The sequence below is a fragment of the Nocardioides sp. SRI_004 genome (assembly GCF_057586415.1).
In genome coordinates, this window is the sequence record NZ_JBYCZV010000026.1 from 1 (window position 1) to 16,249 (window position 16,249).

General features: G+C 73.4%; 16 protein-coding genes. 2 read left to right on the top strand and 14 right to left on the bottom strand.

Annotation, left to right across the window (positions count from 1 at the left end; genetic code table 11):
* Positions 1 to 1,068: sigma-70 family RNA polymerase sigma factor (locus AC2YHB_RS24185; RefSeq protein ID WP_487354762.1), on the bottom strand; the 1,068-nt coding region annotated here is incomplete at its 3' end.
* 210 nt (positions 1,069 to 1,278) lie between these two features.
* Between AC2YHB_RS24185 and AC2YHB_RS24190 the strand changes: the two genes are divergently transcribed.
* Positions 1,279 to 2,250, top strand: coding sequence for a helix-turn-helix domain-containing protein (locus tag AC2YHB_RS24190; protein WP_179648345.1), 972 nt, complete (start codon positions 1,279 to 1,281; stop codon positions 2,248 to 2,250).
* 237 nt (positions 2,251 to 2,487) lie between these two features.
* Here AC2YHB_RS24190 and AC2YHB_RS24195 read toward each other — a convergent pair whose 3' ends face one another.
* Genes AC2YHB_RS24195 through AC2YHB_RS24205 form a run of 3 tightly spaced genes read right to left on the bottom strand, consistent with a single transcriptional unit; the run spans position 2,488 to position 5,507 of the window.
* Positions 2,488 to 3,732: an acyl-CoA dehydrogenase family protein gene (locus AC2YHB_RS24195; RefSeq protein ID WP_179648346.1), complete on the bottom strand. Its 1,245-nt coding sequence runs from the start codon at positions 3,730 to 3,732 to the stop codon at positions 2,488 to 2,490.
* Between the two features lie 3 nt (positions 3,733 to 3,735).
* Positions 3,736 to 4,755, bottom strand: coding sequence for a phosphotransferase family protein (locus AC2YHB_RS24200; protein WP_179648347.1), 1,020 nt, complete (start codon positions 4,753 to 4,755; stop codon positions 3,736 to 3,738).
* Positions 4,752 to 5,507 carry an SDR family oxidoreductase gene (locus AC2YHB_RS24205; RefSeq protein WP_036549214.1) on the bottom strand — a complete coding sequence of 252 codons (756 nt, stop codon included), beginning with the start codon at positions 5,505 to 5,507 and terminating at the stop codon, positions 4,752 to 4,754. The genes AC2YHB_RS24200 and AC2YHB_RS24205 overlap by 4 nt, the downstream gene beginning before the upstream one ends.
* Before the next feature lie 153 nt (positions 5,508 to 5,660).
* Between AC2YHB_RS24205 and AC2YHB_RS24210 the strand changes: the two genes are divergently transcribed.
* Complete coding sequence (locus tag AC2YHB_RS24210) at positions 5,661 to 6,263, top strand: TetR-type transcription factor C-terminal domain-containing protein (protein WP_179648348.1); 603 nt, start codon at positions 5,661 to 5,663, stop codon at positions 6,261 to 6,263.
* Here AC2YHB_RS24210 and AC2YHB_RS24215 read toward each other — a convergent pair.
* From AC2YHB_RS24215 to AC2YHB_RS24260, 10 genes are all read right to left on the bottom strand, one after another.
* Positions 6,248 to 7,039, bottom strand: a complete 792-nt coding sequence (locus AC2YHB_RS24215; protein ID WP_179648349.1) for an endonuclease/exonuclease/phosphatase family protein — start codon at positions 7,037 to 7,039, stop codon at positions 6,248 to 6,250. The two genes, AC2YHB_RS24210 and AC2YHB_RS24215, sit on opposite strands and share 16 nt — an antisense overlap.
* An 80-nt stretch (positions 7,040 to 7,119) precedes the next feature.
* Positions 7,120 to 7,617, bottom strand: a complete 498-nt coding sequence (locus AC2YHB_RS24220) for a hypothetical protein (protein WP_179648350.1) — start codon at positions 7,615 to 7,617, stop codon at positions 7,120 to 7,122.
* A gap of 80 nt (positions 7,618 to 7,697) precedes the next feature.
* Entirely contained in the window at positions 7,698 to 7,955 is a 258-nt protein-coding gene (locus AC2YHB_RS24225) for a hypothetical protein (RefSeq protein WP_179648351.1), read from the bottom strand.
* A gap of 89 nt (positions 7,956 to 8,044) precedes the next feature.
* Complete coding sequence (locus tag AC2YHB_RS24230) at positions 8,045 to 9,001, bottom strand: helix-turn-helix transcriptional regulator (protein ID WP_179648352.1); 957 nt, start codon at positions 8,999 to 9,001, stop codon at positions 8,045 to 8,047.
* Between the two features lie 44 nt (positions 9,002 to 9,045).
* Positions 9,046 to 9,543: an STAS domain-containing protein gene (locus AC2YHB_RS24235; protein ID WP_179648353.1), complete on the bottom strand. Its 498-nt coding sequence runs from the start codon at positions 9,541 to 9,543 to the stop codon at positions 9,046 to 9,048.
* Between the two features lie 154 nt (positions 9,544 to 9,697).
* Positions 9,698 to 11,380: an allophanate hydrolase gene (gene atzF / locus AC2YHB_RS24240; protein ID WP_179648354.1), complete on the bottom strand. Its 1,683-nt coding sequence runs from the start codon at positions 11,378 to 11,380 to the stop codon at positions 9,698 to 9,700.
* Complete coding sequence (locus AC2YHB_RS24245) at positions 11,377 to 13,356, bottom strand: 5-oxoprolinase/urea amidolyase family protein (RefSeq protein WP_218864639.1); 1,980 nt, start codon at positions 13,354 to 13,356, stop codon at positions 11,377 to 11,379. Before AC2YHB_RS24245 ends, atzF begins: the two co-directional genes overlap by 4 nt.
* Positions 13,356 to 13,979: an urea amidolyase associated protein UAAP2 gene (locus AC2YHB_RS24250; protein WP_179648355.1), complete on the bottom strand. Its 624-nt coding sequence runs from the start codon at positions 13,977 to 13,979 to the stop codon at positions 13,356 to 13,358. The genes AC2YHB_RS24245 and AC2YHB_RS24250 overlap by 1 nt, the downstream gene beginning before the upstream one ends.
* Entirely contained in the window at positions 13,976 to 14,680 is a 705-nt protein-coding gene (locus AC2YHB_RS24255) for a DUF1989 domain-containing protein (RefSeq protein ID WP_179648356.1), read from the bottom strand. The genes AC2YHB_RS24250 and AC2YHB_RS24255 overlap by 4 nt, the downstream gene beginning before the upstream one ends.
* Positions 14,677 to 16,239 (bottom strand): amino acid permease, encoded by a 1,563-nt coding sequence (locus AC2YHB_RS24260; RefSeq protein WP_179648357.1) that lies wholly within the window; start codon positions 16,237 to 16,239, stop codon positions 14,677 to 14,679. The genes AC2YHB_RS24255 and AC2YHB_RS24260 overlap by 4 nt, the downstream gene beginning before the upstream one ends.
* Positions 16,240 to 16,249: the final 10 nt, after the last annotated feature.

Here is a 16,249-nt window from a genome sequence, read left to right on the forward strand (position 1 = left end):
GACGACCGGCACGACCGGGTCGCGGCGCGGCGCGGGATCGGCCGGCGGGTCCTCCTCGTCCTGCACGCCCGCGACGGCCGGCGGGGGCGTGCTCGGGTCGGCGCCCGCGGAGGCGGGGTCGGTGTCGTTGCCCGACGTGACGACCATGGTGACCCCGGCGGCCGCGGCCGCGACGGCAGCCGCGGCGGCGACGGCGATCGTGGTCGTCGTACTCGAGGAGCTGGAGCCGCCCGCGCCGCCACTGCCGGACGCACCGGCACCGGCGAGGCCGGTGACGCCGACGAGCCAGGCCAGGCCCTTGCCGGAGGCGGGCAGGGCACCGAGCAGGACGACCGGGAAGATCCAGGCAGCGAGCTTGCGGTTGACCCGGTCGACCTGGACGTAGGCGGCCAGGCACTCCTCGCAGGCCCCGACGTGGGCGGCGACCTTCTCCTCGGCGCGGGTGCTGAGGTCGCCACGGACGTACTGGCTGAGGCGGGCGCGGGTCCAGGCGCAGTCGGAGGCGGCCGCCTCGGCGACGACGTGCTGGTCGAGGTAGGCGCGGCGCAGGCCCTCGCGGGCGCGGTGGGCCAGCGAGGAGACGGCACCGGCCCGCATGCCGAGCAGGTCGGCGACCTCGCCCGGCTTGCGGCCCTCGACCTCGACGTGCCACAGGACCTTCTGCCACGACTCGGGCAGGGTCGCGAACGCGTGCGCCGCGGTGTCGGCCTCGAGGTCCTCGACCAGCTCCTCGGTCGGCGGCTGGGCGTCGTCGAAGAGCCACGGCTGGTCGGACACGGGCGCCTCGCGGGGGGCGCGCAGCGAGTCGCGGAAGCCGTTGCGGATGGTGACGTGGAGGTAGGCGCGGAAGTTGTCGCGCGGTCCGCGCCCGGCGCGGAGCTGGGCGAGGACGCGGGCGAACGACTCGGCGACGAGCTCCTCGGCCTGCTCGGCGCCGACCAGGATCGTCGCGAGCTTGCGGGCGTCGTCGACGTGGTCGCGGTAGAGCTGGTCGAAGTCGACGCTCCCGGGCGCACCCGAGGGCAGCACGTCGTCCGTGCTGTTCGCTGCGGCTCCGTCCGCGGTCACGATGTCTCCTGCTCTGCCGGCGCGCCCCCCAGGCGCAGAACGGCCCCCGTTGATCGTAGGCGCCATCGGGAACAACGGTGCCTCGGGAAAAAAGTTCGGGCAAATCCGCAAAACCGCGTGATGTTCCGTGCCGGGACCCGTCTGGGTGGGTGCAGGTGCCGCGGAAGGGACGGCACCTGCGGCCAGATCCCACCCAGCCGAGGACGTCGCATGAGCTCTCTCGCCACCCGCACCCAGGCGGCACCGACGCCGACGCCCGAGCTGCGCAACCAGTTCGCCAGCCACCCCGTGCCGGTGCAGGCCGGCACGACCCTGCGACGCATCCTCTTCGCGACGCTCGACCGTGCCGACCAGGTCGCGTCCGAGCACGTCGAGGTCTGGGAGCAGTTCGTGCGGATCCTGGAGCAGAACCAGAACGACCCACGCTCGACGGCCCGTTGCGCGGTGCTCGCCAACCTGGTGGCGCTGGTCGTCTTCGACGAGCCGGCCGACTACGCCGCGACGGTGGAGCTCGCGGCGCAGGTCGGGCAGCCGCGCCTCGCCCGGCTGCAGCACCGGGCGTCGGTCGCGCTGGAGACCGACCCGGCGATGCCGTGGACGACGACCGCCGTACGCCGCCTGGTCCGGTGGGACCTCGCTGCCCGGCTCGGCCGCCAGGTCCCGGCGGGGGTGGACGAGGACGTCGCGACCACGTGCGCCGTCATCGCGCAGAACCTCGTCTTCGAGGACATCGACCCGGAGCGCTCGTCCGGCGACCCGATCACCAGCGTCGCCCAGCTGCACGACCTCGTCGACCGCGGCTCGATCATCGAGTGGCGCAACCACCTCGGCGCGATCGCGGCGAGCCCGTGGGGCCCGTACGCCGACCAGCTGCTCGAGATCGGCCGCGCCTCCGACCGCCCGTCGGCCCTCGCGGCGATCGCCAGCTCGATCGAGCAGTGCCAGGAGTGGTGCCGCGACCGCGAGCGCGACCAGGTCGCCCGCGAGATCCGCCACCTGGTCGCGGTGAGCGGCTCCTCGCAGCGCGAGTTCGCCTCGCGCATCGGCACCTCGCCGTCCCGCCTGTCCACCTACGTCCGCGGCACGGTCACCCCGTCCGCGGCGATGCTGCTGCGCATCCAGCGGGCCTCCCGCATGCTGCAGCGCCAGTCCGGCCGCACGGTGCTCGCACCGCGTCGCTAGGACACCACCAGCCACCACGACGGGAGCGTGGCGGCCTGGTCGGGACCGCAGGGCTGGGGGGCTCGCGGTCCCGACCAGGAGTCGGGCGCTCCGGGCCCGGGCCTCCCGGGTCCGCCCGGGCCCGCACGGCGCAGTAACACGCTGTTCGCTCAACTACCCGCCACTTGTCGGCGCCCTGCGCGGCGTGTCGCCGGCGTGTCGTGCCGAGAAGCGCCGGGTAGTCGGGTGGACGGCGTGTTACTTCCCGCCGCGCCGGGCCGCCTGCCGACCCAGCTCCGCCTTCGCGAGGGCGTTCTTGTGGACCTCGTCGGGGCCGTCGGCGAAGCGCAGGGTGCGGATGCCGGCGTACATGTTGGCCAGCGGGAAGTCCTGCGACAGGCCGCCGGCGCCGTGCACCTGGATCGCCTTGTCGAGGATCCACTGCACGGTCTCGGGGGTGGCGATCTTGATGGCCTGGATCTCGGTGTGCGCGCCCTTGTTGCCGACGGTGTCCATCAGCCACGCGGTCTTGAGCACCAGCAGACGCAGCTGCTCGAGCTTGACCCGGGACTCCGCGATCCAGGTGCGCACCGTGCCCTGGTCGGCGATCGGGCGCCCGAACGCGACCCGCGACTCCGCCCGCTCGCACATCATCTCGATCGCGCGCTCAGCGATGCCGATCGAGCGCATGCAGTGATGGATCCGGCCCGGGCCCAGGCGGGCCTGGGCGATGCCGAAGCCGCCGCCCTCCTCGCCGATCAGGTTGCCCACCGGGACCCGGACGTCGGTGAAGCGGAGCTCGGCGTGGCCGCCGTGCTCGTGGTCGTCGTACCCGTAGACCTCCATGCCGCGCACGACCTCGAGGCCCGGGGTGTCGCGCGGGACGATCACCATCGACTGCTGGCGGTGCCGCTCGGCGGAGGGGTCGGTCTTGCCCATCACGATGAAGACCTTGCACTTCGGGCTCATCGCACCGGTGATCCACCACTTGCGGCCGTTGAGGACGTACTCGTCGCCGTCGCGCACGATCGACATCGCGATGTTGGTCGCGTCCGAGGAGGCGACGTCGGGCTCGGTCATCGCGAAGGCCGAGCGGATCTCGCCGTTCAGCAGCGGCTCCAGCCACTGCTGCTTCTGCGCCTCGGTGCCGAAGAGGTGCAGCACCTCCATGTTGCCGGTGTCGGGCGCGGCGCAGTTCATCGCGGCGGGCGCGAGGTGGATGCTGCGCCCGGAGATCTCCGCGAGCGCGGCGTACTGCAGGTTGGTGAGGCCGGCGCCCGCGACGCCGTCGTGCTCACCGGGGAGGAAGAGGTTCCACAGGCCACGACTGCGCGCCTCGGCCCGCAGCTCCTGGATGACCGGGGTGGAGTCCCAGTCCCAGCGGTCGTCGAGCTGCTCGAGCTGCTCGTGGAAGACCTTCTCAGCGGGGTGGACGACCTCGTCCATGAAGGCGAGCATCGTGGCCCGCAGCTCCTCGGTGCGGGCGTCGAATCCGAAGTCCATCGGTTACTTCTCCTTGATTGCGGTGAGTCCGGCGTCGAGCAGGGGGTGGATCGCGTCGCCGATGTCGGCGAAGCCCTCGCCCACGGTCTGGCCGGCGAGGTGGCGGTAGTGGATGCCCTCGAGGATGGCCGCCAGCTTGAAGGCGGCCAGGCCGAGGTACCACCCGAAGCGGGAGAGGTCGCGCCCGCTGCCGGCGGCGTACCGCGCGACGATCTCGTCCTCGGAGAGGAAGCCGGGCGCGAGCGACGCGTCGGTGACGGCCTCGCCGATCGAGGCGCCGAGGCGGTGGTAGGTCAGCATCAGCGCGAGGTCGGTCAGCGGGTCGCCGAGGGTGGCCATCTCCCAGTCGAGGACCGCCGTCGCCCGGTCGCTGTCGTCGACGAGGACGTTGTCGAGGCGGAAGTCGCCGTGCACGATGCCCGCGGCCGACTCGGTCGGGACGTCGGCGGCGAGCAGGGCGTGCAGCTCGTCGGCCGCCGGCAGGTCCCTCGTGTACGACGCCGCCAGCTGCTTGCGCCAGAGCGCGACCTGCCGGCCGAGGAAGCCCTCGGGCCGGCCGAAGTCCGCGAGCCCGACGGCCGCGGGGTCGATCGCGTGCAGTGCGGCGAGCGCGTCGACGAGCTGCGCGGAGATGGTCCGGGTGCGCTCCTCGCCGAGCGCGGCGAGCTCGGAGGCGCGGCGGTAGGGCGTGCCGGCGACGCGCTCCATCAGGTAGAACGGCGCGCCGAGGACGTCGGTGTCGTCGCAGAAGGCGTAGGTGCGCGGCACGGGCACGCCGGTTCCCTGGAGGGCCGACATGACGCGGTACTCCCGGCCCATGTCGTGGGCGGTGGCGAGGACGTGGCCGAGCGGGGGGCGCCGCAGGATCCAGCTCGTCGTACCGTCGGTGACGGTGTAGGTCAGGTTGGACTTGCCGCCCGCGATCAGCTCCGCCGTCAGGTCGGTGCCCGCGTCGGGGAGCACGCCCGGCAGCCAGCCGGCGAGGCGCCCGAGGTCGAGCCCGGGCAGGTCGGCGGCGCTCACACGCCACCGCCGAGCGTGATCCCGCCGTCGACGACGAGGGTCTGGCCGGTCATCCAGCCGGCGTCCGGGCTGAGCAGGAAGGCCACCACGCTGCCGATGTCCTCGGGCACGCCGAGCCGCTTGAGCGGGTAGGCGGCGGCGACCTCCTCCTCACGGCCCTCGTAGAGCGCCGTCGCGAAGCGGGTCTTGACCACCGCCGGCGCCACGGCGTTGACCCGGATGTCCGGGCCGAGCTCGACCGCGAGCTCCTGGGTGAGGTGGATCAGCATGGCCTTGCTGGCGCCGTAGAACGCGATGCCCGGCGCCGGGCGGAGGCCGGCGACGGAGGCGACGTTGACGATCGCGCCGCCGTGCTCGCCGAGCCACTGGCGGTGCATCTGCTGGGCCCACGCGATCGCGGCGACGCAGTTGGTGTCGACGATCTTGCGGGCGACCGCGAGGTCGATCTCCATCAGCGGCCCGTAGGTCGGGTTGATGCCGGTGTTGTTGACGAGGAGGTCGGCGCTGCCGAAGGTCGCGATCGCCCGCTCGACGACCTCGGCCTGGTGGTCGCCGTCGTCCGCGTGGCCGGCGACGCCGAGCGCGACCTCCGGTCCACCGAGGGCGTCGACCGCCTCGGCGAGCGCGCCCTCCTTGCGACCGGTCACCACGACCCGGGCGCCGTCGGCGACCAGCCGCTCCGCGATCGCCAGGCCGATCCCCCGGCTCGCGCCGGTGACGATCGCCGTCTTCCCCTCGAACCTCGTGCCCACGTGCCGTCCTCGCTCCTTCGGTTACTAAGCGCTTGCTTAGTGATAGCGTCCACTGTGCACGTGGCACCCCCGCCCCGTCAAGCAGCAGCCCGAGCACCGGCCCGAGCACCAGTCCGAGCACCAGTCCGAGCAGCGTCCCGAGGAGGTACGACGATGGCCTCACCGTCCCGCGCCGAGGCGACCCGCGCTCGGCTGCTCGCGGCAGCGGTGGCCGCCTTCTCCGAGAAGGGCTTCCACGGCACCACCACCCGCGACATCGCCGGGGCGGCCGGGATGAGCCCGGCCGCGGTCTACGTGCACCACAAGTCGAAGGAGGAGCTGCTCCACGTGATCTCCCGCGACGGCCACCAGGCCGCGCTGGACGTCGTACGGCAAGCACGGGCGACGACCTCCGACCCGGTCGAGCAGCTCGCCGCGGTCGCCCGCGGGTTCGCGATGTTCCACGTCGAGCACCACACGATCGCCCGCATCCTCAACTACGAGCTGGCCGCGCTGAGCCCGGAGCACCGCGCCGAGATCGACGTGCTGCGCACCGGCATCGACCGCGAGCTGCGCGACCTGGTCGCCACCGGCGTCGCGGCCGGCGCGTTCGACATCCCCGACCCGGCCCTGGCCGCGACGGCGCTGGCCTCGATGGGCATCGACATCGCCCGGTGGTACCGCGAGGACGGGGAGTGGAGTCCCGACCAGATCGGCGACTACTACGCCGACCTGGCGTTGCGACTGGCCGGTGCCGCTCCTCAGACGTCGAGCTGAAGGGGCCGGTGGTCGGAGACCTCCGGCGCCTCGACCACCCGGAAGTCCCGCACCGCCGCGGGATCGGAGACCAGCAGGTAGCTCGCGTGCCGCACCGGCTTGGGGTAGTTGCTGGTCCGGGTGTCAGCCGTCCCGACTAGGTCGGTCAGCCCGATCCCGGCCAGCACCGCAAAGGTCTCGCTGTCCGGCAGCACGTTGAGGTCGCCGCACACCACGACGAGGTCGCCCGGCTCGCGCATCGCGTCGACCAGCGCGCCGAGCCGCTCCGCCTGCGCGCGCCGCGCGGGGCTGTCGCCCTTCCCCGCGTCGTCGCGCAGGCCGTGCAGGTGCCCGAGCGTGACGAAGCGGCCGTCCTGCTCGAAGCGGGCCACCTGGGCGGCCCGGGGCCGGTTGCTGTGCGGCCAGGCGTCGCCGTGGTCGGTGTACCGACCGTGCACGTACGCCGACCGCGCCCCCACCACCAGCGTCGCCGGGCCCGCGAACAGGCCCAGCCCGAAGTGCTGCCGGTGCACCGCGCCGGTGTCGTCGGTCACCGGGCCGGAGTCGCTCACCGTGAACCAGCCGTCGTACGCCGGGAGGGCCGCCTCCACGTCGGCCATCAGGTCCGCCCGCTGGGGCAGCACCCGCGCGTCGTCCTCGAACCGCGTCCAGCCGCCGAGGTCGGGCGTCCGGGTCACCTCCTGCAGGCAGACCACGTCGGCCGCCGTCGTCGGCAGCCAGGCGACCAGGTCGTCGTACCGCGCTCCACCCCAGGCGTTCACCGACACGATGCGCACGCCGGGAACCCTACGGCCCGCTCAGCGACGGGCTGGGTCAGGGATGCGGTACGGCGGGCGGTGTGGCACCACGACCAGCTTCATGACACGGGGGCGTCGGCGATGATCCGGTCGTGCGAGACCCGCACGTGCAGGCGTTCGAGCGTGCGCACGTGCTCCCGACCTCGTTCGATCAGCCGGTCCAGGGTGTAGGGGTCGAGCCGCGCGTCGTCGTCCGCGGCGGCGCGCAGCACCTCGAACCCGGCCAGCTTGCCGCTCACCGCGAGCCGGAGCGTCTCCAGCTCGACGACATCGGTCAGCGGCGCCCGGGTGAAGAGGCGCCCGTTGGGCTTGAGCCGGCCGAGCAGCTCACCGGCACGGGCCGCCGTCGTACCGACGGCGCTGGGGCTCACGCCGACCGAGCGCATGATCTCGCGCAATGCCTCGCGGTCGGCCGCCACCTCGCCCGCGAGGTCGCGGATCTCGGCGGCGGCGTCGGGGTCGCGGTGGTTGCGGCCGACGCGCCGGAACGCATGCACCCCGGCCGTGGAGCCGACCCAGTGGTGCTGCAGATAGGCCTTCAACACCTCGTCGTTCACGGGGGAATCACTCCTCGGGGTCGATGGGACCCGGGAGGTACCCGCACCCGTCGATCGCACACGAAGGGAGGAGGCGGGCCTCAGCCGACGGTGCGGCCCTCGTGGCACTCGGCACAGGTCCACCACTGGACCAGCAGGCTGCCGTCGCGGCCGTAGGTGGCGGGTCCGAGCTCGTGCGGCGTGACCCGCTCGCAGGCGAGGCACTCGAGCTGCCTGCTCGCGCCGCCGGCAGGCGGGCGGTGCCGCTTCCTCGCCAGCTCGAGGGGGCTGGGCCCCTGCTCACCGGACCGGGACGCGGCCGGCTGGTCGGGCGAGGGCAGGGTCGATTCCATGGTCATGTCGCACACCTCTCCGGCGTGGACGATCACGCTCCCCCTCGACGGTAGGCGGGCGCACGGCCGACCGGTATCCGACGAGCGCCGACTTCCTATCCGCTGTGCGCAGGGCCCTCGCCGCGCAGCGTCGCACCCGGCGTCTCGCCGTAGGCGCGGCGGTAGGCCTGCCCGAAGTGGCCCTGGTGGAGGAAGCCCCAGCGGGTCGCGATCTCGGCGACGCCGACACTCCCGTCGCCCTCCACGAGCTCGCGCCGGACACGTGCCATCCGAACCTCGCGCAGGTAGGCCATCGGCGTGGTGTCGAGGTGGCGCCGGAAGGCCAGCTGCAGCGAACGGACGCTGACGTGGGCCCAGCCGGCGACCTGGGCCGGCGTGATGTCGAGGTCGGCGTTGTCCTCGATGAAGGCGACCGCGCGGCGCAGGGCGGCCGGGTGCGCGTCGCGGCTGTCCGTCGTACGGGCGTCGAGGCGAGCCGTGCTCGGGAACGCGGCGAGCACCTGGGCGGCCACATACCGGGCCGCGGCGCCGAGCAGGAGCGGGCTCGCCGCCGCCACGGGGTCGGACAGGACCGCCTGGTCGAGGTGGTCGATGGCAGCGCGGAGCCGCCGGGCGGCGTCGGCGCTGGTCGGCCGGTGGTCGAGCAGCTCGATGACCTCCCCGCCCGCGGGCGAGGCGACGTCGTTGAGGATCGCCGGGTCGATCATGGTCACCGTGTAGCTCGCGTGGTTGACCTTCCCGGCGTAGGGGCGGTCCGGCGGCGCCAGTGTGAACATCTCACCGGGTCCGAAGGCCTGGGCCTCGCTCCCGTCGGGGCCGTGGTCCTCGATCGCGCCGGACGTGACGTCGCACAGGCAGATCCGGCCGAGCGGCTCCACGTCGTACGACATCTCGAAGTCGAACACGACGCGATCGACGTTGATCGCCGCGGACGCCACGCGCGCGATGCGCGCGGCGGCCGTGCCCGTCGTGCTGGCGATCCGCATCGGCGCATAGCTGGCCGCGAGGAACTCCTCGGTCTGGCTCAGGTCAGAGCTCTCGAACAGCAGCATCGCCGCACCTCCCCCTCGATGCTCGAACGGGCGGGGCGCACTCCTCAACCAATGGCGTTGCCTTCCTCGCACTCCGTGCAGCGCCACCACTGCACGAGCACTCCACCGTCCGTGCCGACGGTCTGCTCGCCCACGACGTGGGGAGTCCTCCTGCCGCACGGGACGCACTCCAGCCGACGGCTCGGCACGCTCCCGGACGTCCCGGAGGCAGCGTCCACACCCAGCACGACGGCGACCTCCGGCGTCAGGACCCGGGTGACCGCGATGCTGGGCTCGACCACGACCAGACGCGCATCCTCGGCGGCGGCCCGGACGCGGCAGGCCAGCAGGCCCTTCGTCCCGGCGCAGTCCATGAAGGTCACGCGGTGGAGGTCCAGCAGGACCCGCGGAGGCCGGGCGTGCAGGCACGTGATGACCGCCGCGTCCAGCAGCTCACGGCCCTCGAGGTCGAGGTCACCGGCCACGTCGACGTACGCACCGTTCGGGTCGGCGCCGCGCGCGCGTACGGACGCGGAGAACGCGGGTGAACGGGGAGGTCTCATCGCCGATCCCTGGGCTAGTCGTTCGACCAAGAATGGTGACGCCCTGGGTGGCGAGACTCGGAGAATCCTCAGTACCCCGACGGTACGCCGCTCGCGCGCGGATCTCCAGAGCGCGACGGGTCGGCGTCGGTCAGGGCAGCTGGACGCAACCTCGTCACCACCCGCGGCGCAGGGCCAGGCTGGCCCAGTGCCCGAACCGGCGCCAGGCCGCGCGCCGCTCCCGCTGGTGCGCCCGCCAGGCCAGGTAGGCACGCCAGCCGCCGTGACGGGTGATGTCGCGGTCGGCCCGGGCGGCGTCGGCGGTGCAGAGGAAGCCGAGCACCTCGCTGCCGTCGGCGAGCTCCAGTGGTCCGAGGGCGAGCGGGGCAACGACCGTCGTGGCGAAACCACCGAGCTCGCGGGCGGGGAGACGCCACACCTCGACCTCGAGTCCCCGGCCCGGTGCGTGGGTCGGCCTGGGCAGCCGGGTCAGGCCAGGGCGCGGCAGGGGTCCGTCGACGAGGAACATCCGGTAGTCCCGCGCGGTGCGGGTGGTGCCCACCAGCGCGGCCCCCCGGGAGACCAGGGTGTCGTTGAGCGGTTGCCCGCTCAGGTGCGCACCGGCGACGGCGAGGAGCACGGTGTCCTGCTCGTCGTCGCCGTCCCCGGCCGACGCCACGAGCCCGAGGCCCGGCTCACCGCACCAGCGGGCGCCGAGCTCGGCGAGCAGGTCGTCGCCACCGGCCGGCGCGAGGAGCTGCACACCGAACGGGAGGCCGTCGGACCTGGACGGGCCGGGGACCGCGATCGCGCAGAGGTCCAGCAGGTTGGTCATGTTCGTGAACGTGCCCAGCCTGCTGTTGACCCCGACCGGGTCCCCGGCGACCTCGGCCAGCGTCGGGTGGCCGGGGGTCACCGGGAGCAGCAGGACGTCGACCTCGGCCCACGCGGCCTCGCTCTGCCGGGCCAGCTCGGCCAGCCGGGTGAGCCCGGCGAAGGCGTCGGCTGCGGTCAGGGAGGCGCCGTTGCGGACGATCGAGCGGACCGTCGGGTCGACGGCGTCGTCCTCGTCGAGCGCATCGCCGAAGGCGAGCCAGCGCTCGGCCAGCCACGGCCCGGAGTAGAGCAGCCGGGCGGCCTCCAGGAACGCGCCGACGTCGATGCGCCGCACCTCGCCGAGCGCCTCCGCCGCCGCGACCGCCTCCGCCCAGGCCGCGGCGTGCTCCGGGTCGAGGTCGAGCGGGAGGTCCGGCACGCCGATGGTGTACGACGCCGGGACCGCACGTTGCTCGAGCCGGCGCGAGTAGGGGTCCTCGGCGTCGTACCCGACCATCTGCTCGTACGCCGCCCGCGCGGTCGTGACGTCGCGGGCGAAGACGGTGACGCAGTCCAGGGTCCGGCAGGCCGGCACCACCCCGCGGGTGGAGACCAGGCCCTTGCTGGGCTTGATGCCGACGATCCCGTTGAAGGCCGCCGGGACGCGCCCGCTGCCGGCGGTGTCCGTGCCGAGGGCGAAGTCGACCTCGCCGCGGGCGACGGCGACCGCACTGCCCGAGCTCGACCCGCCGCTGACATGCTCGTCGGAGAGGACCGAGCTGCAGGCGCCGTACGGCGACCGGGTCCCGACGAGACCGGTGGCGTACTGGTCGAGGTTGGTCTTGCCGACGACCACGGCACCGGCACGGACCAGCCGGTCGACGACCGGTGCGTGCCCGGTGGCGGGGGTGGTGCGCCGCGGGTCCCCCGCCGTGGTCGGCACGCCGGTCACGTCGATGTTGTCCTTGACCGCGAAGCGCAGCCCGTGGAGCGGCCCGGGCAGCGCCGGGGCGGGGTCGACCCGCGAGATCCAGGTCGTCATGCGCCCCACCTCGCGCGCTCGGCCACGAAGGCGTCGCGCCGACGCGCCCGCAGCGGCGCGATCTCGTCGGCGTGCGCCAGCTCCAGGTCGCGCACCTCGCTGACGGAGAACGTGGCGGGTGCGGTGACCAGGTCCGTCCGGCCGGCCTTGATGTCGGCCCGGGCGTCGGCGAGCTCCTCCGCCAAGACCGGCACGAACCTGATCCGGTCGAACTGGCGCAGCAGCCACGGCTGGGGATCGCGCTCGGAGAGCCGCCAGACCGGGACCGTGCGGCCCACGAGCTGGTAGCCGCCGGGCCCCTCCATGCCGTACACGCAGAGGTAGATGCCGCCGATCCCGACCGCGTTCTGCGGGGTCCAGGTGCGGGCGGGGTTGTACTTCGTGGTGACCAGCCGGTGCCGCGGGTCGATCGGCACGGCGACCGGGGCTCCCAGGTAGACGTCGCCGAGGCCGACGACCAGGTAGGTCGCGGCGGCGACGATGTCGAACACCTCGTCCCGGGCGTCGAGGTCGTTGACGCGGCGGATGAACTCCACGTTGTCCGGGCTCCACGGGGCGTCGGGGTTCACGGTGGAGTAGCGGCGCATGGCCTCGTGCGCCTTCGGGTGGTCGAAGGCGATCGGCAGGGTCACCGAGCGGGCGTCGAGCACCGCCGTCGCCGGGTCGTCCAGGCCGGTGGCGAGCTCGCCGAGCAGGCCGGCGAGCCGGGCCAGCGGGAGGGCGGTCTGGTCGACGGCGACGAGGAGGGAGCGGACGCCCTCGACGATCTCCGCGACGCCGGCCGGCCGGTGCGCGCGCAGCGCGTTGGCCAGCAGGTGGATCCAGACCCGCACGGTCAGGTCGAACTCCATCGGCCCGGCCTCGACCAGCAGGTGCCGGTCGCCGGAGGGACGGATCGTGAAGGCCGGCTGGTGGCCGTCGGCGGGCCGCTCGACCAGGGCCGCGGGGCGCTCCGACCCGGCCGGTGTCGCCGACGAGGTCCGCTCGGGGGCGCTGGTGCTGCCGTGCAGGGTCTCGGGGTCGGCGGGGTAGCCGAGGTGGACGGTGCGGGCGGCGAGGGCGGCGGTCGCCTCCTCGGGCGTCACCGCCACGAGCCGGACCCGGTCGCCCGGCCGGAGCTGCCCGAGGATCCAGCGGTCCGCCTCGATGGTGACCGCCGGGACGACGAAGCCACCGAGCGACGGACCGTCGACGCCCACGATCACCGGCGTGTCCCCCGAGAGCATGATCCCGCCGACCGGGTACGCCGAGTCGTGCAGGTTCGAGGGGTGGAGGCCCGCCTCGCCGCCGTCGGTGCGCGACCACGACGGGGTCGGGCCGACCAGCCGGATCCCCGTGCGGTCGGCGCGGTGGTCGACCGTCCAGGTCGTCGCGAAGAACTCCTCCACGCCCTCGGGAGTCAGGTGGTCAGGGGCCCCGTGCGGACCGGGGATCACGCGCAGCGTCCACGTGTCACCCATCTCCGGGAGGCACACGACGCTGGGCGCCAGCTGGTTGTGCAGCGGCCCGAGCGGGACCACGTCACCCTCGACCAGGGCGCGTCCGTCGAGCCCGCCGAACCCACCGAGGACGAAGGTCGACCTGCTCCCCAGCACCCGCGGCACGTCCAGCCCGCCGGCCACGGCGACGTACCCGCGCATGCCTGGACCGTCGAGCGGGCCGACGTCGAGGACCGCCCCGGCGCGGAGCCACCGGACCTCGCCGGGAGACAGGAGCCGGCCGTCGATGGTCGCCTGCCGAGCGGCGCCCCCGACGCAGACCAGCCGGTCCTCGTCGGTGGTCAGGACAGGTCCGGTGACGACGCACTCCAGCCCGCCGACGTACGTCGGGTTGCCGACCGCTGCTGCCACCAGGGCGAAGGTGAGGTCGTCGAAGGCGCCCGACGGCGGTACGCCGACGTCCCAGTAGCCGGTGCGTCCCCGGCCGTCCTGCACGGTCGTCTGCACCCCGGGACGCAGGATCGTGAGCTTCCCCATCACGCCCACCGGCCGATCAGCCGGACGGGGGTGGGGTCCCAGCCGTTGCACGGGTTGTTGAGCTGCGGGCAGTTGCTGATCAGGACGAGGAGGTCCCGCGACGCCCGGAGCTCGACGTACTTCCCCGGCCCCGACAGCCCGTCGTCGAACTTCAGGGCGCCGTCGGGCTGGACGGGCACGTTCATGAAGAAGTTGATGTTGTGGCCGAGCTGGCGCTGCCCGATGCCCGCCGGGGCGCCGTACCGGAGGAAGGTCTGGCGGCAGGCGTGCTGGTGCCGGGTGTGCTCGCCGTACCGGATGACGTTGGACTCCTGGGCGCAGGCGCCGCCGATGGTGTCGTGGCGTCCGCAGGTGTCGTCGCTGATCACCGCGAGCTCGTCGAGCCGGGTCGAGAGCAGCCGGGAGCCGGTGGTGAGGTAGACCGCTCCCTGCTCGCGCACGGTGTCGAAGGCGGAGTAGCGGTTGTTGACGTCGTGGGCGTCGTACAGGAGCGTGTCGACGGCCTGGTTGCCGTGCAGGTCGACGATCCGTAGCGTCGCACCGGCCGGCAGCTCGAGGAGTGCTCCGTCGCCGGCGCCGACGACGGTGTCGATCCGGATCGTGTCGTCGATCGTCGCGGTCATGCCAGGACCCTCCGGCTCATCTCGAGCGAGCGGGCCGTCTCGTCGCGGAAAGCGATGCTCGGGTCGTCGGCCGCGACCGGTGCGGCCGGTCCGACGGCGACCTCGACCCCTGCCACCGGGTGGTCGAAGGTGGCGAGCGGGTGCTGGGCCGTGCTGAGCACGACGAGCAGGTCGACCTCGGTGCGCAGGGTGACGGTGTCGCCGGCGACCGTGTGCCCGGCCTGCCAGGCGAGCGAGGCAGCGGTGTCGTCGGCGATCGCGACCTTCGTGAACAGGTTGACGCACCCGTGCAGGTCGGCCTCGCCGAGGCCGTACTTCGCCAGCTCGAGCAGGAGCTCCGAGCGGGCCGGGCGTCGCCAGTCGTTCCGCTCGACCTGGTACGACGTCGGCGCGAAGCGGGCAAGGTGCGCCTCGTGCCCGAAGCCGGTGAGGCAGTCGTGCCAGGCCAGGGTGGAGTGGGTCACCGAGGCGAGGGCGAGCCCCCGGTCCGACATCAGGGTCATCGGCGGGCGGACGCACGCCGACATCTGGGCCTTGAGGGTGTCCGGGAGGTTGAGCCGGTCGAGGCGGTCGGCCGCGAACAGCAGCAGCGAGGCGTTGGCGTCGGGCCCGAGCGCGGTGATGGTGATCGAGCGGCCCGCGGGGACGGTGGCCGACCACGTGGCTCCGCCGGGCATCTCGTGGCGGTACGTCGTGCTCATGCCCCCTCCTCCACGAGGCCGGCGCCGAAGCTGGGCGCCCGCGCGGGCAGGGGCTGGCCGATCGCCTCGTGGTAGGCGCGGCGCTGGACGGCGTACGCGATCGCACCGCCGGCGGCGGTCACCGCGAGCGTCACCAGCGGGAGGTAGTGCAGGTACCAGCCCTCGCCGGCCGGGTCGTAGACCTCGGCGCGGGGCCAGGCGAGGTTGATCGTCATCAGGGCGCCGTAGACGACCGCGACGGCGTTGACGACGATCCCCCAGCGCCCGAGGGAGAGCAGCGGCCGGCCGTTCTCGTCGGTGCCCTCCGGGAGCGCCTCGCCCCGGAGGCGCCGGAGCAGCAGCGGCGCGGTCACCATGAGGTAGGCGATGTAGAGCAGCATGATGCAGACGCTCGCCAGGCCGAGGAAGAGGCCGGCGTTGCCGACGTTCACGAGCAGGCACAGCGCCGCGCCCACGCCGGGGACGACGGTCGCCAGCACCGGGGTGCCGGTCCGGGGCGACACCACGCGGAGTCGCGACGAGAAGGGCAGCACGTCGTCGCGCGCCATCGAGAAGATCATCCGGGCGGCCGCGGTCTGGATCGCGAGGGTGCAGACGCACACCGCGAAGGCGACGTCGAGGAGCAGCAGCTTGCCGACGGTCGTGTCGAGCTGGCTGGTGATGACGTACGGCAGGCCACCCAGGCCGAGGTCGTCGGCGCCGAGGCTCGGCGCGGCCATCAGCGCGGCGACGATGAGGAAGGCACCGGCGAGGCCCGACGCCGTCATGGCGCGCAGGATCGTGCGCGGCGTCGTCGCCCGCGGGTTGTGGGTCTCCTCGGCGAGCTCACCAGCGCTGTCGAACCCGACCAGGACGTACGCCGCCATCAGCGCGGAGATCAGCAGCGGGGCGACGTACCCGGTGCTCGCGTCGAGGTTGGTGGTGTGCAGCACGACGGACGGACCCCGCTCGGCGTGGCCGAACAGCAGGATCACGAGGAGGACGACACCGATCAGCTCGCAGGTGACACCCACCGAGTTCACGATCGCGGTCATCCGCACGCTGAGCGCGTTCAGCGTCGTCGTCGCGGCCAGGAGCAGGCAGCCGAGCAGGACGGCGTTGGCCGCACCGTCGCGCGAGGCGAGGGCCGTGTCGGTGCCGATCACCTGGAACCCGCTCCACACCGAGGGGAGCACCACCTGCAGCGCGATCGCCGCCGCCGCGACCGTGATGGTCTGCGCCAGGACCATCGTCCACCCGGCGGCCCACCCGACGACGGACCCGCCGAGGCGCCGCGCCCACTGGTAGATGGCGCCGGAGAGCGGGTAGCGGGCGGCCAGCTCGGCGAAGCAGAGCGCCACCATCAGCTGACCGGCGAAGACGGCCGGCCAGGTCCAGAAGAACGCCGTACCGCCGAAGCTGTAGCCCAGCCCGAAGAGCTGGAAGACGGTGGTCAGGATCGAGACGAACGAGAATCCGGCGGCGAAGGACGCGTAGGTCCCCACCCGCCTCGAGAGCTGTTGCCGGTACCCGAAGGTCCGGAGGTCGCTGGCCGCCACCTGGTCTGTCGAGATGCTCATTGCTGCCTCC